This is a genomic window from Pseudomonas sp. Con_6 (assembly GCF_059379395.1).
The window spans coordinates 1640158-1665216 of the sequence record NZ_CM182011.1 but is presented as its reverse complement, the minus strand read 5'-3'; the positions used below and the strand labels follow the sequence as shown (position 1 = coordinate 1665216).

Here is a 25059-nt window from a genome sequence, read left to right as displayed (position 1 = left end):
AAACACCCGTCTGGATGCAGGTCGAAAGGGATTGGCACGCAAGAAAATGGGCAGTCCTCTGACGGGACGGCTCGACTGCGCCAAGAGTACTGGAAATTGCCTACCGCTTGTGCCGAATTTTCTGCCAAGCCCCGGATGCTCGCTACACTAGGAATCCACGTTCGCGTTTTGGTGTTCGAACCACAGATGATCAATGCCGCCCTTTCAGACAGCGCTACCATTGGCCGGATCAACGTGATCCCGGCCATTCTCCAGGTGATCAGCGAGACCACCGGCCTGCGTTTCGCTGCCGTGGCCCGGGTAACCGAAGCGCGCTGGACGGCCCTGGCGGTACTGGACACCTTCGGTTTCGGCGTGACCGTCGGCGGCGAGCTGGAAGCCTCCACCACCCTGTGCAACGAGATCCGCGCCGCGCAGCGCACCATCGTCATCGACAAGGCCAGCGAGGACGACGACTACCGCGACCACCCGACCCCGCGCCGCTACGGATTCGAAAGCTATATCGCGGTACCGGTGTTTCGCAGCGACGGCAGCTTCTTCGGCACCATCTGCGCCCTCGACCCCCAGCCCCGCGCCCTCAAGGGCAGCGCGATCCAGCCGATGATGGAAGCCTTCGCGCGCCTGCTGTCGATCCAGATCGAAAGCGAGGAAAGCGCCCAGCGCACCGAGATCGCCCTGGAAAAGGAACGGGAAATCGCGGTCTTGCGGGAAAAATTCATCGCCGTTCTCGGCCATGACCTGCGCAATCCACTGTTCGCCATCACCGCAGGCGCCGAACTGCTGGCCAAGCGCCTTACCGACCAACGCTCGCGGACCATCGCCGAACACATCCTCACCTCAGGCCACCGCGCCACCCAATTGGTACGCGATGTGCTGGACTTCGCCCGCGGTCGCCTCGGTGACGGCATCCCCCTGAACATCCAGCCCTGCCCGGACCTCGACCAGGCCTTGCGGCATGTGGCCGCCGAGCTGCAACGGGTTCACCCGCAGCGGTCGATCGAGCTGGATATCGGTGACCTGTCCGGCATGAACTGCGACCGTGAGCGGATCTGCCAGGTCCTGTCCAACCTGATCGCCAATGCCTTGCAGCATGGCGACGAGGACGGGACGATCCGCATTCGTGCGCGGATCAGCGACGAGCAGTTCGTCCTCAGCGTGCACAACACCGGCGAGCCCATCGCCGCGCCGATCATGGCGCAGATGTTCGAACCGTTTTCCCACTCGCCCTCGGAGGCCCCGCAAGTCGGCCTGGGCCTTGGCCTGTACATCGCCAAGCAGATCGCCCTGGCCCATGGCGGACGCATGGAAGTGCGCTCGACTGCCGACGCCGGGACCCTCTTCAGCCTTTATCTGCCGCTGGATCGAGCTGCGCCGCCAGCAGTTGCGTCAACCAGTCCATGAACAGCCGCACTCGCGGCGGCAGGTAGCGCTGGCCGGCGTAGAGCAGGGAAATCGGCATGGCCTGCGGCAGGTACCCGGGGAGAAAAGCCCGCAGGCGCCCGGACGCCAGGTAGTCGCGCACGCCTATATAGGGCACCTGGATGATGCCCAGCCCGGCCAGCGCGGCGCTTTCATAGGCATCGGTATTGTTCGCGGTTATCGCCCCGCCCATCTCCACGAAACGGGTCTCGCCATCGGCCAGGTACTCGAAACCCGTGCTGCGCGTGCCGAGGGTCTGCACGTAGTGCACCAGGTGATGATCGGCCAGGTCCGCCAGGGTAGCGGGCGTGCCATGACGTTCGAGGTAGGCGGGACTGGCGCAGTTGACCATCGCCAGTTGCCCCAGAGGCCGCGCTGCCACCGCCAGGTCGCTGAGGGTGCCGATGCGCAGTACGCAATCGAAACCTTCACGCAGCAGGTCGACCTGGCGATCGGTACAGCTGACTTCCAGGCTCAGCCCCGGATAGCGGGCGAGGAATTCCGGCAGGCGCGGCAGGATGATGCGCCGGGCCATGCGGGTGGGCAGGTCGACCCGCAGGCAGCCGGCGACGTCGGCGGGATCGGCGCGGAACAGGCCCTCGATTTCCTCCAGGCGCGAAAGCAACTCCTTACTACGCTCATAGAGCTGCAGGCCGTCCTGGGTCGCCTGCACCCGCCGCGTCGAGCGATTGAACAGGCGTGCACCGAGCTGATGTTCCAGGGCGCGGACCTGCTCCGACACGGTCGAACGCGGCAGCCCCAACTGCTCGGCGGCGAGGGTGAAGCTGGCCAGTTCGTTGACCCGGATGAAGGTACGCAGCAGTTCGGGCTTGAGCATGGGGCGATGGCCTCATTGTTCGCTTGATACGAACAGTATTTCCGAAAGCCGTGGATTTATCAGAAGTCTATCGACCAATAGACTTTTCTCAACGTCAACGCCACCCGCAGAGGTACAGCGCATGTCCCGCAAGATCGCACTCATCACCGGCGCCAGCCGCGGCCTGGGCAAGAACGCTGCCCTGCACCTTGCCCGGCAGGGCTTCGACATCATCGGCACCTACCATAGCAAGGCCGGCGAAGCGCAGACCCTGGTGACCACCCTGCAGCAAGCAGGCGCTCGCGCCGCCATGCTGCAACTGGACGTGGGCGACAGCGCCGGCTTCGAAGCCTTCGCCACGGCCTTGCAGGACACCCTGCAGCAGGAGTTCGGCCGCGACCACCTGGATGTGCTGGTGAACAACGCCGGCATCGGCATCAACGTGCCATTTGCCGAAACCAGCGAGGCGCAGTTCGACCAGTTGTCGAATATCCAGCTCAAAGGCCCGTTCTTCCTCACCCAGCGCCTGCTACCGCTGATCGCCGACGGTGGCCGGGTAATCAACGTTTCCACCGGTCTGACACGCTTCGCCCTGCCCGGCTACGCGGCGTACGCGGCGATGAAAGGCGCCATGGAAGTGCTGACCCGCTATCAGGCCAAGGAACTGGGCGCCCGCGGCATCCGCGTGAACATCCTCGCCCCCGGCGCGATCGAGACCGACTTCGGCGGCGGCGTGGTGCGCGACAACGAAGGAGTAAACGCCTTTATCGCCAGCAACACCGCCCTGGGTCGGGTCGGCCTGCCGGACGATATCGGTGCGGCCATCGCCATGCTCGCCAGCGACGGTGCCGGCTGGGTCACTGGTCAGCGCATCGAAGTGTCCGGCGGCATGTTCCTCTGAGCAGCCGGTTCGTCCAGGGCCGCCTGCAACTGCGCCAGTGCCGGTAGTTGCAGGGCCTGTGCTGCGTAGCACAAGCCCACCCGGCGATTCAGCGCGGCGCCCAGGCAGGGACGCCACTGCACGCCAGGATGGTGTTCCACCAGGGACTGCGGCAACAAAGCCTGGCCTAGCCCGGCCGCCACCAGATAGACCGCCTGCTGCAAGGTGGCCGCCTGCCCCGCCGCATCCTGGGCCGCGTCACCGTAGAAGCCAAGCAGGCGCTGATGGGATGCGTCCTGCGGACAGGTAATCCAGCGCTGTACCGAGCCCACCGCCGGCAACGCCAGTACGAAAGGTTCTTCCCACAACGGCAGGAACAATTCGTCCTCGCAGCACAGCGTCTCCACCCCCAGCCGCGCGTCTCCCGCGCAGCCGTCGAGCAAGGTCAGTTGCAACTGCGGCAGAGCCGCGCTGACCATGCGGATAAAAGACTCCACCTGCACGGCCGCGATATCCACCTCGATCCCCAGTTGCAGCGCCACCTGCTGCCGCCCTTCCCTGAACTGTCCGCTCAAGGCTTCGGCCTCTGCCACCATACGCTGCGCTTGCGGATACAAAACCCGCGCCTGTTCGCTGACCTCCACGCCACGGGCCTGGCGCAGGAACAGTTCGACTCCAAGCTCGTCTTCCAGTTGCCGGATGGTCACCGACAGTGACGGCTGCGCTACATACAGGCGCTGGGCCGCGGCAGTGATGTTGCGCTCCTCGAAGACGGCGATAAACGCCTTCAGGTGTCGTATATCCATAGTCTTTTCCGATGCCTGTCAGCGGAATAAGCCGTTTCTCAAGGCTTTTCGCGCTCAATAGAATTCAGTCATTCAAATCGATTATGCCTTGGAGGTCATTTTGCTCAAGCCCCTGATCATCATCACCGGTGCCAGTTCCGGCATCGGCGAAGCCTGCGCCCGCCTTTTCGCCGCCGCCGGCCACCCGCTCCTGCTGCTGGCCCGGCGCCTGGAGCGCATGGAGGCGCTGAACCTGCCCAACACCCTGTGCCGTGCCGTGGATATCCGCGACCGTGAATCCTTCGCCGCCGCCGTGGCCGAAGCCGAGGCCGCCTACGGTCCTGCGGATGCACTGATCAACAACGCCGGGGTCATGTTGCTCGGGCATATGCACGAGCAGGACCCGGAGCAGTGGGAGCGCATGCTCGACATCAACGTTAAGGGCCTGCTCAATGGCATCCACCTGCTGGTGGGCGGCATGATCGAGCGCCGCCACGGCACCCTGATCAACGTCAGCTCGGTGGCGGGGCGCAAGACGTTCCCCAATCATGTGGCCTATGTCGGCACCAAGTTCGCCGTACACGGGATTTCCGAAAACCTGCGCGAAGAGCTGTTGCCCCACGATGTACGGGTGGTGACCATCGCTCCGGGTGCGGTGGAGACCGAGCTGCTTGGGCATACCACCGACGAGGGCATCAAGCAGGGTTACCAGCAATGGAAGGAGCAGGACATGGGTGGCCAGGTCCTGGCGGCGGAGGATGTGGCCAATGCCATCGCCTATGCCTACCAGCAGCCACAGCATGTGTGCATCCGCGAGATCGTGCTGGCCGCTACCCGCCAACAGCCCTGATTCGGGCCGGGGGTCTGCGTCGCCCTCGGGAGCGTGCATAAAATCCAGGCAAAAAAAATGGGCGACCGAAGTCGCCCTAAATGCCTTGCGTGCTCGTTGTATCGAGAAGGTTCAGCGGTCTTTGCGCTTCTGCGAGTCCTTCCAGATGAAAATTCCGAAACCGGCGAAGAAAACAAACATCAATCCGACCGTGACGACGCCAGCGACAACCACATTATCGAAGAACATGTCGGCCTCCATTTGCCTGTGCCTGTCCGATGAGTGAACAGTAGCGAATGAGCCGGGAGGGAAAATTGACCGAAGTCAATGGCGCCCTGAGCAGGCGCCGGAGGGAGGGTGCAGGCTTGACCTGCATCAAGTTTTTCAGCGCTTGCCGGGTTTGCCCTTGGGCTTTTTCTTCGACTTCTTCACCGTGCCGATGGGCATGGCCTGCTCGAAGGCCTTGCGCACTTCGTTCAGGCGTTTGTCGTTGAGGTCGTGGATGCGACGGGCGCGTTCTGCACCGAAATCGATCAGGTTGTCGTCTTGGCTCATGGTGGGCTCGGCAGCGGACAGCGAAGGCTCAATGATGAAGCCGACTAGACTTCGATGTCCACCAGCAGACCCTGGCGGTTCTCGCCCCCCATCAGCGGGGCGACCGGCACGGTGTTGTCGGCATTGAGGTCATCACCAGGCAGCGGCTGGCAAGGGTCATCCGCCTGCTCGTCGGCGTGCTGGCCATGCCCCTGTCCCTGACGGCGGCGCTGTTCCTCACGCAGCAGCAAGGCGGCCTGCTCCGGGTCGCGGTGCTTGAGGTCGATGGCATTTTCATTGGAAGACGGTTGTGCGGGAACCACGGGCTTTATATCCGGGGTCGGCTTGACCGGGTCCATTTGCTGCGTGATGGGGGCAGCGCTCAGCGGAATCAGCGGTGGCAGCATGGCATTCGGTCTCCTGTCACCCGTTCTATCGGCTCGTTCTCTCTATGCTTGAGGCTTGGACCGGCGTCCACGGACAATATTGCAGGGCGCTGCGGGGAATCGACAGACGGATACCGACGCCCGGTCGTTCGTTGAATGGCCGTAATCTTTGGCCTGGATGTCGCTATCCGTTAAGATAGCCAGCTTTTTCATGGCGGGAGTCAGGCAGTATGGCGCAGCAGTATCAACCGGGACAACGCTGGATCAGCGACAGCGAAGCCGAGCTGGGTCTGGGTACCGTTCTGGCACAGGACGGCCGCTTGTTGACCGTGCTCTACCCGGCCACTGGCGATACCCGCCAGTATTCCCTGCGCAACGCCCCGCTGACCCGGGTGCGCTTCTCGCCGGGTGACCAGATCACCCATTTCGAAGGCTGGAAACTGACCGTTCGCGAAGTCGAGACGGTGGACGGCGGCCTGCTGGTCTACCACGGCCTCGACGCACAGAACCAGGCGCGCACCCTGCCGGAAACCCAGCTGTCCAACTTCATCCAGTTCCGACTGGCCAGCGACCGTCTGTTCGCCGGGCAGATCGACCCGCTGTCGTGGTTCTCGCTGCGCTACAACACCCTGGAGCACACCAGCCGTCAGTTGCAATCGTCGCTGTGGGGCCTGGGTGGCGTGCGTGCGCAACCGATCGCGCACCAGTTGCACATCGCCCGTGAAGTGGCCGACCGTATCGCGCCGCGGGTCCTGCTGGCGGACGAGGTGGGCCTGGGCAAGACCATCGAGGCCGGCCTGGTGATCCATCGCCAGCTGCTCTCCGGCCGCGCCAACCGCGTGCTGATCCTGGTTCCGGAAAACCTCCAGCACCAGTGGCTGGTGGAAATGCGCCGACGCTTCAACCTGCAGGTCGCCCTGTTCGACGCCGAGCGCTTCATCGAGAGCGACGCCAGCAACCCGTTCGAGGATGCCCAGCTGGCGCTGGTCGCCCTGGAATGGCTGACCGAGGATGAAAAGGCCCAGGACGCGCTGTTCGCCGCCGGCTGGGACCTGCTGGTGGTGGACGAGGCGCACCACCTGGTCTGGCATGAAGACCAGGTCAGCCCGGAATACGCCCTGGTGGAACAGCTCGCCGAAGTCATCCCCGGCGTCCTGCTGCTCACCGCCACCCCGGAACAGCTGGGCCAGGACAGCCACTTCGCGCGCCTGCGCCTGCTCGACCCGAACCGTTTCCACGACCTGGCCGCCTTCCGCGCCGAGAGCGAGCACTATCGCCCGGTGGCCGAAGCGGTGCAGGAGCTGCTCGACAACGGCCGCCTGTCGCCCAAGGCCCACGCCACCATCCAGGGCTTCCTGGGTGCCGAAGGTGAAGCGCTGCTGGCCGCGGTCAACGACGGCGACAGCCAGGCCAGCGCCCGCCTGATCCGCGAACTGCTGGACCGCCACGGCACCGGCCGCGTGCTGTTCCGCAACACCCGCGCCGCCGTGCAGGGCTTCCCGCAGCGCCAGTTGCACGCCTATCCGCTGCCGTGCCCCGACCAGTACATGGAACTGCCGGTCGGTGAACGCGCCGAGCTGTACCCGGAAGTCAGCTTCCAGGCCCAGGGCGACGGCGATGAAGAGAATCGCTGGTGGCGCTTCGACCCACGGGTCGACTGGCTGATCGACACCCTGAAGATGCTCAAGCGGGTCAAGGTCCTGGTGATCTGCGCCCACGCCGAGACCGCCATGGACCTGGAAGACGCCCTGCGCGTGCGCTCCGGCATCCCGGCCACGGTCTTCCACGAAGGCATGAGCATCCTCGAACGCGACCGCGCCGCGGCCTACTTCGCCGACGAAGAGTTCGGCGCCCAGGTGCTGATCTGCTCGGAAATCGGCAGTGAAGGCCGCAACTTCCAGTTTGCCCACCACCTGGTGCTGTTCGACCTGCCGGCCCACCCGGACCTGCTGGAGCAGCGCATCGGCCGTCTCGACCGGATCGGCCAGAAGCACACCATCGAACTGCACGTGCCGCACCTGCAGAACAGCCCGCAGGAACGCCTGTTCCAGTGGTACGACCAGGCCCTGAATGCCTTCCTCGCCACCTGTCCGACCGGCAACGCCCTGCAGCACCAGTTCGGCCCGCGCCTGCTGCCGCTGCTGGAAGACACCGACGACGCGCAATGGCAAGCCCTGCTCGACGAAGCCCGTGGCGAGCGCGAGCGCCTCGAAGCCGAGCTGCACAGCGGCCGTGACCGCCTGCTGGAGCTCAACTCCGGCGGTGCCGGCGAAGGCCAGGAACTGGTTGAGGCGATCCTCGAACAGGACGACCAGTTCGCCCTGCCGATCTACATGGAAACCCTGTTCGACGCCTTCGGCATCGACAGCGAGGACCATTCGGAAAACGCCCTGATCCTCAAGCCGAGCGAGAAGATGCTCGACGCCAGCTTCCCGCTGGGCGACGACGAAGGCGTGACCATCACCTACGACCGCGACCAGGCGCTGTCCCGCGAGGACATGCAGTTCCTGACCTGGGAACACCCGATGGTGCAGGGCGGTATGGACCTGGTGCTGAGTGGTTCGATGGGCAACACCGCGGTGGCGCTGATCAAGAACAAGGCGCTCAAGCCCGGCACCGTGCTGCTGGAGTTGCTGTATGTCAGCGAAGTGGTCGCCCCGCGTTCGCTGCAGTTGGGTCGCTACCTGCCGCCGGCGGCGCTGCGCTGCCTGCTGGATGCCAATGGCAACGACCTGGCCGCGCGAGTGTCCTTCGAGACCATCACCGACCAGCTGGAAAGCGTGCCCAAGGCCAGCGCCAACAAGTTCATCCAGGCCCAGCGCGATGTGCTGGCGCCGAAGATCAACGCCGGCGAAGCCAAGGTCCTGCCACGTCACGACGAGCGCGTGGCCGAGGCGCAACGCCGCCTGGCTGCGGAAACCGACGAAGAACTGGCGCGCCTGACCGCGTTGCAGGCAGTCAACCCGAGCGTGCGTGACAGCGAGATCGTGGCACTGCGCAAGCTGCGCGAGGATGGACTGGCGATGCTTGAGAAAGCGGCGCTGCGGCTGGAAGCGATCCGGGTCCTGGTCGCCGGTTGATCCCTGCCCGATTCCCCTAGCGACACAAAACCTGTGGGAGGCTTGCCAGCTCCCACAGGGTCCGCAGCTTACTAAATGGCTTCAGCGGCCTTGCCTGCCTCCACACTCCCTTCCTCAAGCATCCCCGCCTTCATCTTCTGCGCATCCCGCACAAAGCTCCGCGCCGCGAACAGCAAGAACACCAGGGTCAGCAGCAACGCCACCGGAATCAGCCCCATGGCATCATGCAAGCCCACCGCCTTGAACGCCTCGGTCATCTCGACCGCCCCCGCCTCCGCCATCGCTAACCTGGCGTAATGATCCGACAACGAGCCCACCACCACCGGTCCCAACCCACCACCGAGCAGGTACAACCCGGCAAAGAACAACGCCATCGCCGTTGCCCGCAGGCGCGGCTGCACCACGTCCTGGATCGCGGTATAGACGCAGGTATAGAAGTTGTAGGCGAACAGCCAGCCAATCCCGAACAGGGCCACGAACACACCGATCTCCACCCGCCCGACCGCCAGGGCGAGCCCGGTACCGAGAGTCGCCACCAGCATGCTGAAGGCCCCGAACAGCAGGCGCCCGTTGGCCCGGCGCTGGTGGATCTTGTCCGCGATCAAGCCGCCCAGGGTCAGGCCAATCAACCCGGTAACCCCGACGATCACCCCGGTGGCCACCGCCGCCTGCTGCAACGGCAACTGAAAGTAGCGTTGCAGCATCGGCACCATGAACGAGTTGCAGGCATAGGTGGCGAAGTTGTAGGCCAGCCCCGCCAGTACAAGCCAGCCAAAGGTGGGAATGCTCAGCACCCGGCGCAGTGGCCGGTCCAGCGGAGCCTGCGACGAGGCTACGGCCTCCGCAGCACCCCGCGCCGGCTCGCGGATGAAGAACATGAACACCGCCAGCAGCAGCCCAGGCACTGCCGCAATGAAGAACGGCGCCCGCCAGCTGCCGAAATGCTGGACCATCGCGCCGATGGTGAAGAACGCGAGCAACAGCCCCAGCGGCAGGCCGAGCATGAAGATGCCCATGGCCCGGGCACGGCGCTCGGCAGGGAACAGGTCGCCGATCAGCGAGTTGGCCGCTGGCGCATAGCTGGCCTCGCCAATCCCCACGCCCATGCGCACCAGCAGGAAACTCCAGAAGCTGCCAACCATGCCGTTGACCGCCGTCAGCCCGCTCCACACGGTCAGGCCCCAGCCCATCACCTTGCGTCGCGAGCCGGTATCGGCCAGGCGTCCCAGCGGCAGGCCGGCGATGGCGTAGACCAGGGTGAACGCGGTGCCGATCAGACCGATCTGCAGATCGCTGAGGTGCCATTCCAGGCGGATCGGCTCGATGACGATGGCGGGAATGGTGCGATCGAAGAAGTTGAACAGGTTGGCCAGGAACAGCAGGAAAAGAATGCGCCAGGCATTGGCCGCTTGGGTGGGGCTGTGCATCGTTCGATCCCTCGTCGTTTTTATTGGAGTGCGCTGCACGCCGCTGAAAATCTAGAGGGCAATCCCGACACTGTCTTCCATCATCCATGGCATTGATGGCAGGTAATTGTAACCATTTGCACCGTTAGAGCCGCTGGCGATAACGGGGCAATCCAATCATTGAAATCAATCTGCCACTAAGTCTGATGGCACCACTCGGTCTTTCTATACTCAAAACCAAAAGAGTCTCCAGGCGGTTTGGGGGACGAGTGCAAACTCGGCTGAACTGAGAGGCGCGCTATGGAATGGCTCCACAGGCTGCTCGCCGAACACCCGGCGGGTCATCTCGCTCTCGTGGCTCACCACAATCCCTACCTGATCCTGCTCGCCTACCTGGTGATCTGCGCGGGCAGCTTCGCCACTCTCGACATCATCGAGCGCATCGGCGACGCCGAACAGGCCAGCGCGCGACGCCGCTGGAAAGTCCTCGGTGCCTGCTGCCTGGCCTGCAGCGTATGGGCCATGCACTACATCGGCATGCTGGCCTTCGAGATACCACTGGAAGTGCACTACGACATGTTCCTCACCGGCGTGTCGCTGCTGATCATGCTGTTCGCTGCCCTACTGGCCATGAGCTTTCTCGGCCAGCCGTTGCCGTCCATCCGGAATTACGGCATGGCCGCGCTATGCGTGGCGGCCGGGGTCGGCGTCATGCACTACACCGGCATGGCCGCCATGCGCACCCGCGCGCTGCAACACTACGACGCAACCCTGGTGACGGCGTCGATCGTGGTGGCGCTGGTCGCGGCGCTCGTGTCGATGCTGATGGCCCGCCACCTGCGCCAAGGGCGTATCAGCCAGCCGCAACTGTTCAAGTACGGCGCGGCCGTGACCATGGCCGCCGGCATCATCGCCACCCACTACACCGGCATGTGCGCCCTCACCCTGACCCTGCCCGACGGTGCCACGCCGCTATTGCCGGTCACCGACAACAGCCTGCAACTGAGCCTGGCCATCGCCGTGATCACTCTGCTGATCAGCGGCAGTTGCATCAGCGCAGCGCTGTCGGACAAGAAGCTGCAAAGCAAGGAACAGGACCTGCGCCGGGTCAACACCCTGCTCAGCCAACTCGACCAGGCCCGGGTCTCGCTGCAACAGGCGGCGCACTACGATGCCCTGACCAACCTGATCAACCGTCGCGGCTTCAACCAGATATTCGCCGAGCGCCTGGCCGAACGGGCCCAGGCCGGCGGCATGCTGGGGGTGATGTTCCTCGACATCGACCACTTCAAGCGCATCAACGACAGCCTCGGCCACGATGCCGGCGACCAGTTGCTCAAGTCCATCGCCCACCTCATCAGCACGGCAACCCGCGCTCAGGATGTGGTAGCGCGACTGGGCGGCGACGAATTCTGCATCCTCTTCTACCTCAAGCACGCCGAAGAGGCCCGTGGCCTGGCCAACCGCATCCTGCACAAGGTGCGCGAGCCCATCGACCTGGCCGGGCGGCGCATGGTCATGACGACCAGCATTGGCATCAGCCTGTTCCCCACCGATGGCAGCACCTGCGATGAACTGCTCAAGCACGCCGACCTGGCGCTGTACCAGTCCAAAGGCAGCGGGCGCAACAAGGCCAACTTCTTCAGCGACAACCTCAAGACCCGCGCCACCCTCGAACTGCAACTGGAGGAGGAACTACGCGTTGCCCTCCACAAAGACCTTGGACTGCGCCTGCATTACCAACCGATCTACGACCTGGTCAGCGGCAAAGTGAGCAAGCTGGAAGCGCTGATCCGCTGGCAGCACCCGCAGCACGGCCTGCTCAGTCCGGACCGGTTCATCGGCATCGCCGAGACCAACGGCCTGATCGCCGACCTCGACCTGTGGGTGCTGCGTCGCGCCTGCCACGATCTGGCGGAGCTGAGCGAGCACGGTTTCGGTGACCTCAAGGTGACAGTGAACTGCTCGGCGCTGACCCTGGGCCGCGACGAATTGGCCCAGGAAGTCGAGGACGCCCTGCATGATGCCGGGCTGGCAGCGTGTCGGCTGGAACTGGAGGTGACCGAGAACGCGCTGATGGCCAATATCCACAGCACCATCGCCCTGCTGCGGCGCATCCGCGAGCAGGGCGTGTCGCTGTCCATCGACGACTTCGGTACCGGCTACTCCTCCCTCGCCTACCTCAAGCGCCTGCCCCTCGACACCCTGAAGATCGATCGCTCATTCATCCAGGACGTGCCCCACTCGCGGGCGGACAACAACATCGTCCAGGCGATCATGGTGATGGCCCACACCTTGCACCTGAAGGTGATAACCGAAGGCGTGGAGACCGAAGAACAATATGACTTCCTCCAACACCTGGGCTGCGATGCCATCCAGGGCTACCTGCTCAGCCGCCCGGTGGCGCTGGAAGACCTGCGTGGAGTGCTCAACCGGCTGAATCACCGTGAGGAAAGCCTCATGGCTTGCTGCGATACAGATCAATCAGCGTCGCTGGATCTTTTTCCAGATAGCCCTGACTGCCATGCAGACGCATCAACTGCGCGGCCAGGCCGCTGACCGGCGTCGCCGAGCCTTGCTCGCGGGAGAATTTAACCGCGGTGTCGAGGTCCTTGAGCAGGGTCCGCACATGCCATTTCACCGGTTCGAAACGGCTCTCGGCCATCTGCGGGGCAAGGATCTGCAACGGCTTCGAGTCGGCAAAGCCACCCGCCAATGCTTCGGCGATCAGGCTGGCATCCACCCCGGACTGTTCGGCCAGCGCGACCACTTCGGCGATCACCAGTGCATTGCAGGCGACAATCATCTGATTGCAGGCCTTGGTTACCTGCCCCGCGCCCACCCCACCCATATGGGTGACTCGCTGGCCGAGTGAGAGCAATGCCGGGCGCACCCGTTCCAGGTCCGCTGCCTCGCCACCGACCATGATTGCCAGGGTGCCCGCCTCGGCGCCGGGCGTACCGCCGGACACCGGGGTATCCAGCCAGCCCATACCGGTGGCGGTTTTCAGTTGCGCTGCCATTTCCCGCGTGGCGGTGGGTTCCAGGCTGGAGAAGTCCACCAGCAACTGACCGGTCCTGGCCTTGCTGGCGATACCTGCCTCGCCGAACACCACGTCACGCACCACCGCGGTATCGGCCAGGCACAACATCACTACGTCCGCCGCCTCGCACAACTCGCCCGGGGTTTTGACCTGGCGGGCACCGGCGGTCACCAGCGGCGCGCATTTATCCGGCGAACGGTTCCACACAGTCAACTCATGGCCGGCCGCCAGCAACCGGCGACACATGGGCAGGCCCATCAGGCCGACACCGGCGAACCCCAGGGACAAAGGCTGTGAATGGCTCATCTAAAGCTCCAGGCAGATTAAAGAAGTGGGCGGGTTGGACGATTCAGAAACCAGCACGGCGGTAAACCCTTAGGGTTTATAAGGGAAAACCCTATCGCTCGTGCCAGAGACGCGCTGATACAGTCGCGACACTTATCCAGGGATGGCTCAATGATATCGACTGTTTCAAGGCCTCCCCACCAGGCAAATGGCGCAAAATGACCTCTAAGAATACTCCTGCCACCGTGATTTCCGAGCTGCTTTCAGCCACCGCGCCCACTTCCTACGGGGCCCGCAGTTATTACAGCCAGCCCACGCTGAGCCCCCAGCAATACCTGTACTTCACCGAGCCCGATACGCAGCGCATCCTCGACAACCTCGACGGTCTGCGCGATCTGGTGTTTCCTCCGAGCCTGCATGTCGAGGACGATGCCCAGCTGCGCCTGGACCAGCAGTTCCCCTCGGTGTGCCTGATCGGCCTGGGCCGTTGCGGCTCGAACATCGCCCTGGATGTCGCCGAGCTGGTCTACAACGCCCGGACCTTCTACCTCAACGAGTTCAACAACGACGACCGTGCGGGCAACGAGCCGAGCTACAACCCGGCGCGCTGGATCCGCAACAACCTGCGCCTGGTCCAGGCCAAGAGCGCCAAGCCGGTGTTCCTGGTCGAACCGCTGGTGATGCTCGGCGACCTGGACAAGGACATTGCCGGGCGCATCCGTTTCTCGCGCAAGGGCGAAAAAAGCGGCTTCCTGCGCGACTACAGCAAGATGAAGATCATGGATCTGTCCGAGGTCCATGCCGGCGGCGCCGGTAACGCGCCGATCCTCGGCCAGTACCTGGCGAAGATCATCCTCAACAAAGAAACCCACCGCTTCTCCAGCGCCGACTGGAAGCTGATCCACTCGTACCTGATCGACTCCTGCGGGATCAAGGCCAACCAGTCACGCCTGTACTTCTATATCTTCAGCGCCGGCGGCGGCACCGGTTCGGGCATGGCCTCGGAGTTCGGCCTGGCCCAGCAGTACTCGTACATGAACAAGACCTTCGACACCAAGCCGGCCGACGAGCAGGACGGCGAGGCGGGGCATTCGTTCGTCTTCGAGCCGATCTTCACCAGCGGCATCTGCGTACTGCCGAACATCTCCGACCATCGCAGCGAAATGTCCGAAGCCCTGCACATCAACGCCGGACGCCTGCTGTGCAAATACCTGTCCGAGGAATGGGACTTTTCCTACAACTTCGACAATGAAGACAGCAGCGAAGCCAGCGTCATGGGGCGCATCCGCCCGTGGAACGCGATGATGCTGATCTCCAACGACATCATGCGCTACGCCGAAGAAAGCGATGACGGCAACATCCAGAACATCGACGTCAACGCCATGGAGAAGCACGCCAACCAGTACATCTCCCAGCAGATCTTCAACATCCTCACCGCCCAGGCGGTGACCACCGACTACGACCAGAACTACTTCCGTCGTGCCGGCATCGACATCGGCGAGACCATCCGCCTGGATGCCAACGACCTGTTCATGAGCCTGGCCGGCCCGGTGGCGATCGCCTATGCCGAATCGGTGGTGCCGGAAAACCCTGGGCAGAGTTCGGAGAAAGGCTTCAAGGTGTTCGAGAAGGAGGCGCCGCGGCTGGACATCGACGATCTGTTCTTCCGTTCCATCGATCTGCCGCACTTCAACAAGGACACCCAAGCCATCGAGGGCATCAGCCTGCTGCCGATCGAGTCCAAGCGTTATCGCGCGGCACTGGAGCAGTACCGCAACTCCGGCTGCGATGCTGCGGCGCTGCATGACCTGCATTTTTTCAAGAATTGCTCGTCGGTGGTATCCATCGTCTCGCTGCCCAAGGACTACAAGCTGTCCTACATGGACCTGAACCGGCTCAAGACCCACCTCAATAGCCTGTTCCCCAACACCACCCTGAAGCGCTACGCCCTGGTGATCGGTGCCTCGGCCAACCTGTCGCTGACCACCCTGATCGCCAAGAGTCCGTGTCTGTCGGACGACTTCCTGACGTTGATCGTGGCGTTCATCAAGCGCTGCTTCGCCAGGGCGCCATACCGGTTCGACGATACCCTGGACAACGCCATTCTCGACTTCATCACCCAGGAGGAATTCGAGGAAGAGCGCATTGACGATCTGCTCAGCGAATTCGAGAACCCGGCGAAAATCCTCGATACCAACTGGTATGCGATCAAGCCGATGTACGAGAAGAAATACCGCGAACTGATCAACGACAAGAGCAAGTTCGTCTCGATCAACGACATTCGCCTGTCGCGAGAGTGTGTGAAGAAGGCGGTGAAATACTTGCGCGAGATTTACCGGCACCGTATTGGCAAGACCAAGGTCATTTCGCTCAACAGCCATACCGGGAAGGTTGATTACTGATCAGGATGGCAAACAAAAGGGCGACCATGAGGGTCGCCCTTTTGTTTGGTTCTTCACGGAATACCGGGAAGCTTTGGGTTTAGTGGCGGAATCGGTATCGCGAGCTTATCCATTGCGGGCGGCGAAGCCACCGGCCCCTTCCGCCTCTACGGCGGGTCCATTTTGTCTTGGCAAAATAGACGAAAACCGCTTGCTCCTGCATCCGGCCCTGCGCTGCGCTCCGGGTCCCCTCCCTCCGGCGCCTGACGTCGCGAGTTACGGGTGACGACACGAAAGACCCATCTTCGAAAACAAGATCGGCATCGATAGCCCAACATAAAAAGACGCCGCGCTCTTGCTTTTGCTCTTGGTGCGCGAAGGTTCAGACGCCGCAAATTGCGACCTCAGCCGGCCGAGTGGAGGTGTCTTGCGGGGGCAGGTGCGCAGCACCCTTCGGCGAAGCCGAAGCGCGAGGTGAAGACTTGCGGAGCAAGTCGTAGGCCGCGGGCCCACGCAAGGCGCCGGAAGGAGGGGACCCGGAGCGAAGCGCAGGGCCGGCTGTGGGAGCGGGCGGTTTTCGTCCATTTTGCCGCAACAAAATGGACCCGCCGTAAAGGCGGAAGGGGCCGGTGGCGTCACCGCCCGCAATGGATAAGCTCGCGACACCGACACCGACACCGAACATTCACCCCCCAAGTTTCCCGATATACCGTGATGAACCTTTTGTTTGGGAGCGAAAACACGACACGGACCCTGTGCAGGCTGGATTCACCCGCGATTACGATAGTGAATTCACCAACGTCAACGCGGGTAAATTCGCTCCCACAAAATCCGCATCAGACGTAGTAACTGTTACCCCGCCCAGGCACCTGTTACCAACCGTCACCCTCCTGAACGCACTCGCGCACCAAAATGGCTCGGCTGTGCGATTTTGCGCACCAAATAAGATCCGGCTTACACGGATTTCCGTTCCTGGATCACGATGAACGGCGACACCACCACCGCCCATATCTCTGGATCGCGGCTCTGCAGGTCAAACGCCTGCTCGGAACTGACCGCCCCGACAGTGCCAGCATTACGCCACAGGGCCACGCTTTCCGAGCGATTCTCGGCCATTGCCTGTGCGACTTCGATCAGGTCCAGAGTCGGGTCGACCCAAATCAGGTCACCCTTGGCCCAAAAACGCTCCAAGGCCTTCCACTCGATTACCGCAGTCTCGCCGAGCAATTTGGCATAGAGGGTGCTTGGTTCATCAGTCATGGGTTCCACCAAAAATAGTCCGGCTCAAAAGAAGGCCGTTATTTTTGCAGAAAAACCCAGTTTCAAATAAGTAATTGGTCGACGGGATCAACGAAGCCAAACGTTTCCGGACGCGTCCGGATGAAGTGAAGACGCTTTTTTGTATCTTTATGTCGACCACGCGACACCCTCGGTTTTTGCTTCGGCGGGCCCGCTTTTCAATCGATGAAGCGGCGCTCTACACTGTACCGGTACAGTTGCCAGGGCATTCACCGGGGGCGATACCGGCAAGTCAGGCTGCGATACGGCGTGGCCGTACCGGGTCTGTCGGGTCCTCTGCCTGGCGCAAGGACGATAAAAATTACAACAGAATGAGTGGAGCATTATGAGTAAAGTTTCCAAGCTGTTCGCCGCGATGGTCCTGGCCGGCGTCGCCAGCCATTCCTTCGCCGCCGATACCATCAAGATCGGCATCGCCGGCCCGAAAACCGGCCCGGTGACTCAATACGGTGACATGCAGTTCATCGGTGCCAAGCAAGCCATCAAGGACATCAACGCTGCAGGCGGTGTCGATGGCAAGATGCTCGAAGCCAAGGAATACGACGACGCCTGCGACCCTAAACAGGCCGTGGCAGTCGCCAACAAGGTGGTCAACGACGGCGTCAAGTTCGTGATCGGTCACCTGTGCTCCAGCTCCACCCAGCCAGCGTCCGACATCTACGAAGACGAAGGCGTGATCATGATCACCCCGGCTGCCACCAGCCCGGAAATCACCTCCCGTGGCTACAAGCTGATCTTCCGCACCATCGGCCTGGACAGCGCCCAGGGCCCGGCCGCCGGCAACTACATCGCCGACCACGTCAAGCCGAAGGTCGTCGCGGTCCTGCACGACAAGCAACAGTACGGTGAAGGCATCGCCACCGCGGTCAAGTCGACCCTGGAGAAGAAAGGCACCAAGGTTGCCGTCTTCGAAGGCCTGAACGCCGGTGACAAGGACTTCTCGTCCATCATCCAGAAGCTCAAGCAGAACAACGTCGACTTCGTCTACTACGGCGGCTACCACCCGGAGCTGGGTCTGATCCTGCGCCAGGCCAAAGAGAAAGGCCTGAACGCCAAGTTCATGGGTCCGGAAGGCGTCGGCAACGACTCCATCTCGCAGATCGCCCAGGACGCTTCCGAAGGCCTGCTGGTAACCCTGCCGAAGTCCTTCGACGCCGATCCTGAGAACAAGAAGATCGTCGACGCCATCAAGGCCGACGGCAAGGATCCTAGCGGTCCGTTCGTGTTCCCTGCCTACTCCGCCGTCGAGCTGATCGCCCAGGGCATCAAGGCTGCGAAGAGCGAAGACACCGACAAAGTGGCCGCAGCCATCCACGCCGGTACCTTCAAGACCCCGACCGGCGAGCTGTCCTACGACGCCAAAGGCGACCTGAAGGACTTCAAGTTCGTGGTCTACGAATGGCATTTCGGCAAACCGAAAACCGAAGTTTCCCCTCAGTAACACCGTCTGATACATGACCGAAAAGCCCACTGTGCGAGCAGTGGGCTTTGTTTTACGAGGTTCATGGACTCGTTTCCCGCGATCCGGGATCGGGTTCACCTGAAAATCTTAAAACCGTCACCAGCGGTTCCCTGGCAACGCATGCGCCAAAGTGGCCCAAGACCGCAAGGCCATGCCGGGTGATACACCCGCCAGCGAAATGCATATTCAGGTTTTTAGGAGCGCTGTAATGCCTGAGATCTATCACTTCTTCCAACAGCTGGTTAATGGCCTGACCATTGGCAGCACCTATGCCTTGATAGCCATTGGCTACACAATGGTTTACGGCATCATTGGAATGATCAACTTCGCCCACGGCGAGGTGTACATGATTGGTTCCTACGTGGCCTTCATCGTCCTTGCCGGACTGGCCATGATGGGTATCCACTCGCTGCCGCTGCTGATGACCGCCGCGTTCATCGCGACAATCCTGGTTACCAGTGCCTACGGCTACAGTATCGAACGGGTCGCCTACCGGCCGTTGCGTAACAGCAACCGCCTGATCCCGCTGATTTCTGCCATCGGCATGTCGATTTTCCTGCAGAACACTGTCCTGCTTTCCCAGGACTCCAAGGACAAGTCCATTCCCAACCTGCTGCCGGGGAGCATCTCCTTCGGTCCGGGCGGTGCGGAGGAAGTCCTGATTTCCTACATGCAGATCCTGGTCTTCGTGGTCACCCTGATCGCCATGGTCGGCCTGACCCTGTTCATCTCCCGTTCTCGTCTGGGCCGCGCCTGCCGCGCCTGCGCCGAAGACATCAAGATGGCCAACCTGCTGGGTATCAACACCAACAACATCATCGCCCTGACCTTCGTCATCGGTGCCGCCCTGGCCGCCGTGGCCGCGGTGCTGCTGAGCATGCAGTACGGCGTGATCAACCCCAACGCCGGCTTCCTGGTGGGCCTGAAAGCCTTCACCGCGGCAGTCCTCGGCGGCATCGGCAGCATTCCGGGCGCCATGCTCGGTGGCCTGGTGCTGGGTGTGGCCGAAGCCTTCGGCGCTGACATCTTCGGTGACCAGTACAAGGACGTCGTGGCGTTCGGCCTGCTGGTTCTCGTCCTGTTGTTCCGTCCGACCGGCATCCTCGGCCGTCCGGAGGTTGAGAAAGTATGAACAGACACCTCAAAGCGGCGTTCTTCAGCGCCCTGCTGGTCTGGGCCGTGGCCTTCCCGGTGCTCGGCCTGAAACTCAGCATCGTCGGCATCAACCTTGAAGTGCACGGCCAAGGGCCTTTCACCCTCGGCGTCATCGCCCTGTGTTCGGTACTGATGTTCCTGCGCGTGCTGTTCGACAAGCAGTGGAGCTCGGTTATGCGCTCCCGTGACCGCGGTCCGCTGGTGCCACCGAAGGTGAGCAACTGGCTGACCCTGCCCAAGACCCAGCGCTACATCATCCTCGGCCTCATCGTGGTCGCCCTGGTCTGGCCGTTCTTCGGCTCGCGCGGCGCGGTCGACATCGCCACCCTGATCCTGATCTACGTCCTGCTCGGCCTCGGCCTGAACATCGTGGTCGGGCTGGCGGGCCTGCTCGACCTGGGTTACGTCGGCTTCTACGCCGTCGGCGCCTACAGCTACGCGATGCTCTCGCACTACTTCGGCCTGAGCTTCTGGATCTGCCTGCCGATCGCCGGCCTGATGGCTGCCACCTTCGGCTTCCTGCTGGGCTTCCCGGTGCTGCGCCTGCGGGGTGACTACCTGGCGATCGTGACCCTCGGCTTCGGCGAGATCATCCGCCTGTTCCTGCGCAACCTGACCGACCTCACCGGCGGTCCGAACGGCATAAGCAACATCGAGAAACCGACCTTCTTCGGCCTGACCTTCGAACGCAAGGCCGCCGAGGGGATGCAGACCTTCCACGAGTTCTTCGGGCTGGAATACAACTCGATCAACAAGGTCATCTTCCTCTACCTGGTCGCCCTGCTCCTGGCCCTGCTGGCGCTGTTCGTCATCAACCGCCTGCTGCGCATGCCGATCGGGCGTGCCTGGGAAGCGCTGCGTGAAGACGAGATCGCCTGCCGCGCGCTGGGCCTGAACCCTACCGTGATCAAGCTCTCGGCGTTCACCCTGGGTGCCTGCTTCGCCGGTTTCGCCGGCAGCTTCTTCGCTGCCCGCCAAGGCCTGGTGACCCCGGAATCCTTCACCTTCATCGAATCGGCGATCATCCTCGCCATCGTCGTCCTCGGCGGCATGGGCTCCCAGCTCGGCGTGATCCTCGCGGCCATCGTGATGATCCTGCTGCCCGAACTGATGCGTGACTTCAGCGAGTACCGCATGCTGATGTTCGGCGCCCTGATGGTGTTGATGATGATCTGGCGTCCGCAGGGCCTGCTGCCTATGCAACGTCCACATATGGAGCTGCGTCGATGAGCCGCGAAATTCTGAAAGTCAGCGGCCTGAGCATGCGCTTCGGCGGCTTGTTGGCGGTCAACGGCGTGGCCCTGACCGTCAAGGAAAAACAGGTGGTTGCCCTGATCGGCCCGAACGGCGCCGGCAAGACCACCGTATTCAACTGCCTGACCGGCTTCTACAAGCCCAGCGGCGGCACCATCCTCCTCGATGGCCAGCCGATCCAGGGCCTGGCCGGTCACCAGATCGCCCGCAAGGGCGTGGTGCGGACCTTCCAGAACGTGCGCCTGTTCAAGGAAATGACCGCACTGGAAAACCTGCTGATCGCCCAGCACCGCCACCTCAACACCAACTTCCTCGCGGGCCTGTTCAAGACTCCGGCCTTCCGCCGCAGCGAGAAGGAAGCCATGGAGCGGGCGCAGTATTGGCTGGAGAAGGTCAACCTGACCGAATTCGCCAACCGCACCGCCGGCACACTGGCCTATGGTCAGCAGCGCCGCCTGGAAATCGCCCGCTGCATGATGACCCAACCGCGGATCATCATGCTCGACGAGCCGGCGGCAGGCCTGAACCCCAAGGAAACCGAGGACCTCAAGGCACTGATCGCCTACCTGCGCGAGTCCCACGACGTCACCGTGCTGCTGATCGAACACGACATGAAGCTGGTCATGAGCATTTCCGACCATATCGTCGTGATCAACCAGGGCACGCCGCTGGCCGATGGCACGCCGGAACAGATCCGTGACAACCCTGATGTGATCAAAGCCTACCTGGGGGAAGCGTAAATGCTGCAGTTCGAAAACGTTTCCACCTTCTATGGCAAGATCCAGGCGCTGCACTCGGTCAACGTGGAAATCCGCCAGGGCGAGATCGTCACCCTGATCGGCGCCAACGGTGCCGGCAAGTCGACCCTGCTGATGACCCTCTGCGGTTCGCCGCAGGCCCACAGCGGCAGCATCAAGTACCTGGGTGAAGAGCTGGTCGGCCAGAGTTCTTCTCACATCATGCGCAAGAGCATTGCCGTGGTGCCGGAAGGCCGTCGGGTGTTCTCGCGCCTGACGGTCGAGGAAAACCTGGCGATGGGTGCCTTCTTCACCGACAAGCGCGAGATCCCGGACCTGATGGAAAAGGTGCTGCATCTGTTCCCGCGACTGAAGGAACGCTTTGCTCAGCGTGCTGGCACCATGTCCGGCGGCGAGCAGCAGATGCTCGCCATCGGCCGGGCGCTGATGAGCAAGCCCAAGCTGCTGCTGCTCGACGAGCCGTCGCTGGGCCTGGCGCCGATCATCATCCAGCAGATCTTCGACATCATCGAACAGTTGCGCCGTGATGGCGTGACCGTGTTCCTGGTGGAGCAGAACGCCAACCAGGCGCTGAAGATCGCCGACCGGGCCTATGTGCTGGAGAACGGGCGGGTGGTGATGCAGGGGACCGGGGAAGCGCTGCTGACCGATCCTAAAGTGCGCGACGCTTACCTGGGGGGTTGATCTCCCGGACCTCATCGCTGGCAAGCCAGCTCCCACAGGGTGGGGGCCGGCTTGCCAGCGATGAACCTTACAAGAACAGCAGATTTTCCTGACGCAACTTCACTTGTAATCCCCTTCCACCCTGCATACCGTTGGAAACTTTTCAGGCAGAGATCCCGGAGTTTTCCTCGATGCGTATCGCCCCCTCCCTGTTCGTCGCCGCCCTGTTGCCGCTGTTCGCCGGTTGCAGCCTGCTCGACGAGCAGCCGGAAACCAGCGTCTCCACTGCCGGCATGACCCGTCTGCAAGGCGAGCTCAGCGCCGCCAATGGCCAACTACTGTTCAAGCCGTGCACAGAAAGCCGTCGCTTCGTCGTCAACGACGCCGGCAACACCGGCCTGCTGCAGGAGGCCGCAACCCTCGCAGCCACCCCCGGTGTCCTCTTCGCCGACCTGCGCGGCACCCTGTCCGCCAACCCAGGCAAAGGCACAGACGGCCAGTTCAACGTGCACCAGTTGTATCGCATCGACCACTCGGCCGGCGCCTGCACCGACCCCAACTTCAAGCGCCTGACCCTGCGTGCCTACGGCCAGGAGCCCTTCTGGAACCTCAACGTCAGCGGCCAGGGCATGGTCCTCAATCGCCCGGAACAGCCACCCTTGGCCCTGCCCTACCTTGAAGAACAGATGCCCGGCGGCGGCATCAGTGTCAGCAGCGAGGCCAACGGCCAGAAAGTCGAGCTGTGGCTGGCCCCGCAACGCTGCGTCGACGTCTCCACCGGCGGCGTCAGCCACCTGAGTGCGCAACTGCGAGTGGACGGCCAGACCATGCAGGGTTGCGGCTACTACGGCGGCTCGCGCAACGACTGACCACCGGCGCACATTCAATCTGCCTGCCCGGCCGGCGAAAGCTTTATACTTGGCGGTTTGTGTAAAGCCGCCGGCCCTTCCATGGCCGGGATACTGGACCCTGTCATGCTACGAATCACCGAACTGAAGCTGCCGCTGGATCATCCCGACGAGGCCCTGCGCGAGGCCATCGTGCAACGCCTGGGCATCGACGACGCTGAGCTGCTCGACTTCTCCATCTTCAAGCGCAGCTACGACGCGCGGAAGAAGAACACCGAACTGCTGTTCATCTACGCCATCGACCTCGAGGTCCGTGACGAAGCCGCCGTGCTGGGCAGGTTCGCCGACGACCACAATGTCGTCGTCGCCCCGGACGTCAGCTACAAGCCGGTGGGCGTGGCGCCCGAAGGTGGCCTGGCCGAGCGCCCGATCGTGGTCGGCTTCGGCCCCTGCGGCATCTTCGCCGGCCTGATCCTGGCCCAGGCGGGCCTGCGTCCGATCGTCCTCGAACGGGGCAAGGAAGTACGCCAGCGCACCAAGGACACCTGGGGCCTGTGGCGCAAGAGCGTGCTCAATCCCGAGTCCAACGTGCAGTTCGGCGAAGGCGGCGCCGGGACGTTCTCCGACGGCAAGCTGTACAGCCAGATCAAGGACCCGAAGCACTACGGCCGCAAGGTCCTGCACGAGTTCGTCAAGGCCGGCGCGCCGGACGAGATCCTCTACGTCAGCAAACCGCACATCGGTACCTTCCGCCTGACCGGCATGGTCGAGAACATCCGTGAAGAAATCATTGCCCTGGGCGGCGAGGTGCGCTTCGAGCACAAGGTCACCGACCTGCTGATGGAAGACGGCCAGCTCAACGGCGTGGTCCTGCACAACGGTGAAGAGCTGCATTCGCGCCATGTGGTCCTGGCCCTCGGCCACAGTGCCCGCGACACCTTCCGCATGCTCCACAGCCGTGGCGTGTTCATGGAAGCCAAGCCGTTCTCCATCGGTTTCCGCATCGAGCACCCGCAGTCACTGATCGACAAAGCGCGCCTGGGCAAGTACGCCGGCCACCCGAAACTCGGCGCCGCCGACTACAAGCTGGTGCACCACGCCAAGAATGGTCGTTCGGTGTACAGCTTCTGCATGTGCCCGGGCGGCACCGTGGTCGCCGCCACCAGCGAGCCGGGCCGGGTGGTCACCAACGGCATGAGCCAGTACTCGCGCAACGAGCGCAATGCCAACTCCGGCATCGTCGTCGGCATCACTCCCGAGCAAGATTACCCGGGCGGTCCGTTGGCCGGCATCGAGCTGCAGGAGCGCCTGGAAGCCCATGCCTATGTGCTGGGTGGCAGCAACTACCAGGCGCCGGCACAGTTGGTGGGTGACTTCGTGGCCGGGCGTCCTTCCACCGTGCTGGGCAGCGTAGAGCCGTCGTACAAGCCGGGCATTACCCTGGGTGACCTGGCACCGAGCCTGCCGGACTTCGCCATCGAGGCGCTGCGCGAGGCGATTCCGGCCTTCGAACGGCAGATCAAGGGCTACAGCCTGGCGGATGCGATCCTGACCGGGATCGAAACGCGCACGTCGTCGCCGCTGCGGATTACCCGTGACGAGACCTTGCAGAGCCTGAACCTGAAGGGATTGTTCCCGGCGGGTGAAGGGGCGGGTTATGCCGGGGGGATCCTGTCGGCCGGGGTCGATGGCATTCGTATCGCCGAGGCCGTGGCCAAGAGCATGCTCGGGATTTCCGAGTAAGCCTTCAGGGCCTCATCGCGAGCAACGCCCGC

The 25059-nt window shown here is 62.9% G+C and carries 21 protein-coding genes; 13 read left to right on the top strand and 8 right to left on the bottom strand.

Annotated elements, in window-relative coordinates; translation table 11 throughout:
- Positions 1–186: 186 nt before the first annotated feature.
- On the top strand, positions 187–1401 hold the full coding sequence (locus tag AC5QPF_RS07620; protein WP_494962658.1) for an ATP-binding protein: 1215 nt from the start codon (positions 187–189) through the stop codon (positions 1399–1401).
- Here the strand turns inward: AC5QPF_RS07620 and AC5QPF_RS07615 are convergent.
- Positions 1340–2257 (bottom strand): LysR substrate-binding domain-containing protein, encoded by a 918-nt coding sequence (locus tag AC5QPF_RS07615; RefSeq protein ID WP_494962657.1) that lies wholly within the window; start codon positions 2255–2257, stop codon positions 1340–1342. The two genes, AC5QPF_RS07620 and AC5QPF_RS07615, sit on opposite strands and share 62 nt — an antisense overlap.
- Before the next feature lie 121 nt (positions 2258–2378).
- Here AC5QPF_RS07615 and AC5QPF_RS07610 point away from each other — a divergent pair, with 121 nt between their 5' ends.
- Positions 2379–3137 carry an SDR family oxidoreductase gene (locus AC5QPF_RS07610; RefSeq protein WP_494962656.1) on the top strand — a complete coding sequence of 253 codons (759 nt, stop codon included), beginning with the start codon at positions 2379–2381 and terminating at the stop codon, positions 3135–3137.
- On the opposite strand, the gene AC5QPF_RS07605 is transcribed toward AC5QPF_RS07610, so the two are convergent.
- The gene (locus AC5QPF_RS07605; protein ID WP_494962655.1) at positions 3101–3922 is read right to left on the bottom strand and encodes a LysR family transcriptional regulator; all 822 of its coding nucleotides are present in this window, start codon (positions 3920–3922) and stop codon (positions 3101–3103) included. The genes AC5QPF_RS07610 and AC5QPF_RS07605 overlap by 37 nt on opposite strands.
- Before the next feature lie 100 nt (positions 3923–4022).
- Between AC5QPF_RS07605 and AC5QPF_RS07600 the strand changes: the two genes are divergently transcribed.
- Positions 4023–4751 carry an SDR family NAD(P)-dependent oxidoreductase gene (locus tag AC5QPF_RS07600; RefSeq protein ID WP_494962654.1) on the top strand — a complete coding sequence of 243 codons (729 nt, stop codon included), beginning with the start codon at positions 4023–4025 and terminating at the stop codon, positions 4749–4751.
- Positions 4752–4862: 111 nt separating this feature from the next.
- Here the strand turns inward: AC5QPF_RS07600 and ccoM are convergent, their stop codons facing one another.
- The 3 genes from ccoM to AC5QPF_RS07585 form a co-directional block, all read right to left on the bottom strand.
- Positions 4863–4979: a cytochrome c oxidase subunit CcoM gene (gene ccoM / locus AC5QPF_RS07595; RefSeq protein WP_489016769.1), complete on the bottom strand. Its 117-nt coding sequence runs from the start codon at positions 4977–4979 to the stop codon at positions 4863–4865.
- A 135-nt stretch (positions 4980–5114) separates the two neighbouring features.
- Entirely contained in the window at positions 5115–5285 is a 171-nt protein-coding gene (locus AC5QPF_RS07590) for a hypothetical protein (protein WP_494962653.1), read from the bottom strand.
- A 44-nt stretch (positions 5286–5329) separates the two neighbouring features.
- Complete coding sequence (locus tag AC5QPF_RS07585) at positions 5330–5671, bottom strand: aspartate-semialdehyde dehydrogenase (RefSeq protein WP_494962652.1); 342 nt, start codon at positions 5669–5671, stop codon at positions 5330–5332.
- Between the two features lie 209 nt (positions 5672–5880).
- On the opposite strand from AC5QPF_RS07585, the gene rapA reads away from it, so the two are divergent.
- The gene (gene rapA / locus AC5QPF_RS07580; protein ID WP_494962651.1) at positions 5881–8730 is read left to right on the top strand and encodes an RNA polymerase-associated protein RapA; all 2850 of its coding nucleotides are present in this window, start codon (positions 5881–5883) and stop codon (positions 8728–8730) included.
- A gap of 71 nt (positions 8731–8801) precedes the next feature.
- Here the strand turns inward: rapA and AC5QPF_RS07575 are convergent, their stop codons facing one another.
- Positions 8802–10157: an MFS transporter gene (locus AC5QPF_RS07575; RefSeq protein WP_494962650.1), complete on the bottom strand. Its 1356-nt coding sequence runs from the start codon at positions 10155–10157 to the stop codon at positions 8802–8804.
- Positions 10158–10436: 279 nt separating this feature from the next.
- Here AC5QPF_RS07575 and AC5QPF_RS07570 point away from each other — a divergent pair, with 279 nt between their 5' ends.
- Positions 10437–12695 carry an EAL domain-containing protein gene (locus AC5QPF_RS07570; protein WP_494962649.1) on the top strand — a complete coding sequence of 753 codons (2259 nt, stop codon included), beginning with the start codon at positions 10437–10439 and terminating at the stop codon, positions 12693–12695.
- On the opposite strand, the gene AC5QPF_RS07565 is transcribed toward AC5QPF_RS07570, so the two are convergent.
- Positions 12595–13485, bottom strand: coding sequence for an NAD(P)-binding domain-containing protein (locus AC5QPF_RS07565; protein WP_494962648.1), 891 nt, complete (start codon positions 13483–13485; stop codon positions 12595–12597). The genes AC5QPF_RS07570 and AC5QPF_RS07565 overlap by 101 nt on opposite strands.
- A gap of 197 nt (positions 13486–13682) precedes the next feature.
- On the opposite strand from AC5QPF_RS07565, the gene AC5QPF_RS07560 reads away from it, so the two are divergent.
- A complete protein-coding gene (locus AC5QPF_RS07560; protein ID WP_494962647.1) occupies positions 13683–15866 on the top strand; it encodes a hypothetical protein in 2184 nt (727 codons plus the stop codon).
- Positions 15867–16799: 933 nt separating this feature from the next.
- On the opposite strand, the gene AC5QPF_RS07555 is transcribed toward AC5QPF_RS07560, so the two are convergent.
- Positions 16800–17105: a DUF2288 domain-containing protein gene (locus AC5QPF_RS07555; RefSeq protein ID WP_458975571.1), complete on the bottom strand. Its 306-nt coding sequence runs from the start codon at positions 17103–17105 to the stop codon at positions 16800–16802.
- 364 nt (positions 17106–17469) lie between these two features.
- On the opposite strand from AC5QPF_RS07555, the gene AC5QPF_RS07550 reads away from it, so the two are divergent.
- From AC5QPF_RS07550 to AC5QPF_RS07520, 7 genes are all read left to right on the top strand, one after another.
- Positions 17470–18585 carry a high-affinity branched-chain amino acid ABC transporter substrate-binding protein gene (locus tag AC5QPF_RS07550; protein ID WP_494962646.1) on the top strand — a complete coding sequence of 372 codons (1116 nt, stop codon included), beginning with the start codon at positions 17470–17472 and terminating at the stop codon, positions 18583–18585.
- A 229-nt stretch (positions 18586–18814) separates the two neighbouring features.
- The gene (gene livH, locus AC5QPF_RS07545; protein ID WP_494962645.1) at positions 18815–19738 is read left to right on the top strand and encodes a high-affinity branched-chain amino acid ABC transporter permease LivH; all 924 of its coding nucleotides are present in this window, start codon (positions 18815–18817) and stop codon (positions 19736–19738) included.
- Positions 19735–20991, top strand: a complete 1257-nt coding sequence (locus tag AC5QPF_RS07540; RefSeq protein ID WP_494962644.1) for a high-affinity branched-chain amino acid ABC transporter permease LivM — start codon at positions 19735–19737, stop codon at positions 20989–20991. Before livH ends, AC5QPF_RS07540 begins: the two co-directional genes overlap by 4 nt.
- Complete coding sequence (gene livG, locus AC5QPF_RS07535; RefSeq protein ID WP_042122838.1) at positions 20988–21755, top strand: high-affinity branched-chain amino acid ABC transporter ATP-binding protein LivG; 768 nt, start codon at positions 20988–20990, stop codon at positions 21753–21755. The genes AC5QPF_RS07540 and livG overlap by 4 nt, the downstream gene beginning before the upstream one ends.
- Positions 21756–22457, top strand: a complete 702-nt coding sequence (locus AC5QPF_RS07530; protein ID WP_494962643.1) for an ATP-binding cassette domain-containing protein — start codon at positions 21756–21758, stop codon at positions 22455–22457.
- Between the two features lie 170 nt (positions 22458–22627).
- The gene (locus tag AC5QPF_RS07525; RefSeq protein WP_494962642.1) at positions 22628–23305 is read left to right on the top strand and encodes a COG3650 family protein; all 678 of its coding nucleotides are present in this window, start codon (positions 22628–22630) and stop codon (positions 23303–23305) included.
- A 105-nt stretch (positions 23306–23410) separates the two neighbouring features.
- On the top strand, positions 23411–25027 hold the full coding sequence (locus tag AC5QPF_RS07520) for an FAD-dependent protein (RefSeq protein WP_494962641.1): 1617 nt from the start codon (positions 23411–23413) through the stop codon (positions 25025–25027).
- The last annotated feature ends 32 nt before the right edge of the window (positions 25028–25059 follow it).

Coding starts and splice junctions, on each gene's coding strand:
- AC5QPF_RS07565 (WP_494962648.1), bottom strand. CDS start 13,485: ATGAGCCATTCACAGCCTTTGTCCCTGGGGTTCGCCGGTGTCGGCCTG.
- ccoM (WP_489016769.1), bottom strand. CDS start 4,979: ATGTTCTTCGATAATGTGGTTGTCGCTGGCGTCGTCACGGTCGGATTG.
- AC5QPF_RS07615 (WP_494962657.1), bottom strand. CDS start 2,257: ATGCTCAAGCCCGAACTGCTGCGTACCTTCATCCGGGTCAACGAACTG.
- AC5QPF_RS07570 (WP_494962649.1), top strand. CDS start 10,437: ATGGAATGGCTCCACAGGCTGCTCGCCGAACACCCGGCGGGTCATCTC.
- AC5QPF_RS07610 (WP_494962656.1), top strand. CDS start 2,379: ATGTCCCGCAAGATCGCACTCATCACCGGCGCCAGCCGCGGCCTGGGC.
- AC5QPF_RS07605 (WP_494962655.1), bottom strand. CDS start 3,922: ATGGATATACGACACCTGAAGGCGTTTATCGCCGTCTTCGAGGAGCGC.
- AC5QPF_RS07620 (WP_494962658.1), top strand. CDS start 187: ATGATCAATGCCGCCCTTTCAGACAGCGCTACCATTGGCCGGATCAAC.
- AC5QPF_RS07585 (WP_494962652.1), bottom strand. CDS start 5,671: ATGCTGCCACCGCTGATTCCGCTGAGCGCTGCCCCCATCACGCAGCAA.
- AC5QPF_RS07550 (WP_494962646.1), top strand. CDS start 17,470: ATGAGTAAAGTTTCCAAGCTGTTCGCCGCGATGGTCCTGGCCGGCGTC.
- AC5QPF_RS07555 (WP_458975571.1), bottom strand. CDS start 17,105: ATGACTGATGAACCAAGCACCCTCTATGCCAAATTGCTCGGCGAGACT.
- AC5QPF_RS07575 (WP_494962650.1), bottom strand. CDS start 10,157: ATGCACAGCCCCACCCAAGCGGCCAATGCCTGGCGCATTCTTTTCCTG.
- AC5QPF_RS07530 (WP_494962643.1), top strand. CDS start 21,756: ATGCTGCAGTTCGAAAACGTTTCCACCTTCTATGGCAAGATCCAGGCG.
- AC5QPF_RS07590 (WP_494962653.1), bottom strand. CDS start 5,285: ATGAGCCAAGACGACAACCTGATCGATTTCGGTGCAGAACGCGCCCGT.
- AC5QPF_RS07540 (WP_494962644.1), top strand. CDS start 19,735: ATGAACAGACACCTCAAAGCGGCGTTCTTCAGCGCCCTGCTGGTCTGG.
- rapA (WP_494962651.1), top strand. CDS start 5,881: ATGGCGCAGCAGTATCAACCGGGACAACGCTGGATCAGCGACAGCGAA.
- livH (WP_494962645.1), top strand. CDS start 18,815: ATGCCTGAGATCTATCACTTCTTCCAACAGCTGGTTAATGGCCTGACC.
- AC5QPF_RS07560 (WP_494962647.1), top strand. CDS start 13,683: ATGACCTCTAAGAATACTCCTGCCACCGTGATTTCCGAGCTGCTTTCA.
- AC5QPF_RS07525 (WP_494962642.1), top strand. CDS start 22,628: ATGCGTATCGCCCCCTCCCTGTTCGTCGCCGCCCTGTTGCCGCTGTTC.
- livG (WP_042122838.1), top strand. CDS start 20,988: ATGAGCCGCGAAATTCTGAAAGTCAGCGGCCTGAGCATGCGCTTCGGC.
- AC5QPF_RS07520 (WP_494962641.1), top strand. CDS start 23,411: ATGCTACGAATCACCGAACTGAAGCTGCCGCTGGATCATCCCGACGAG.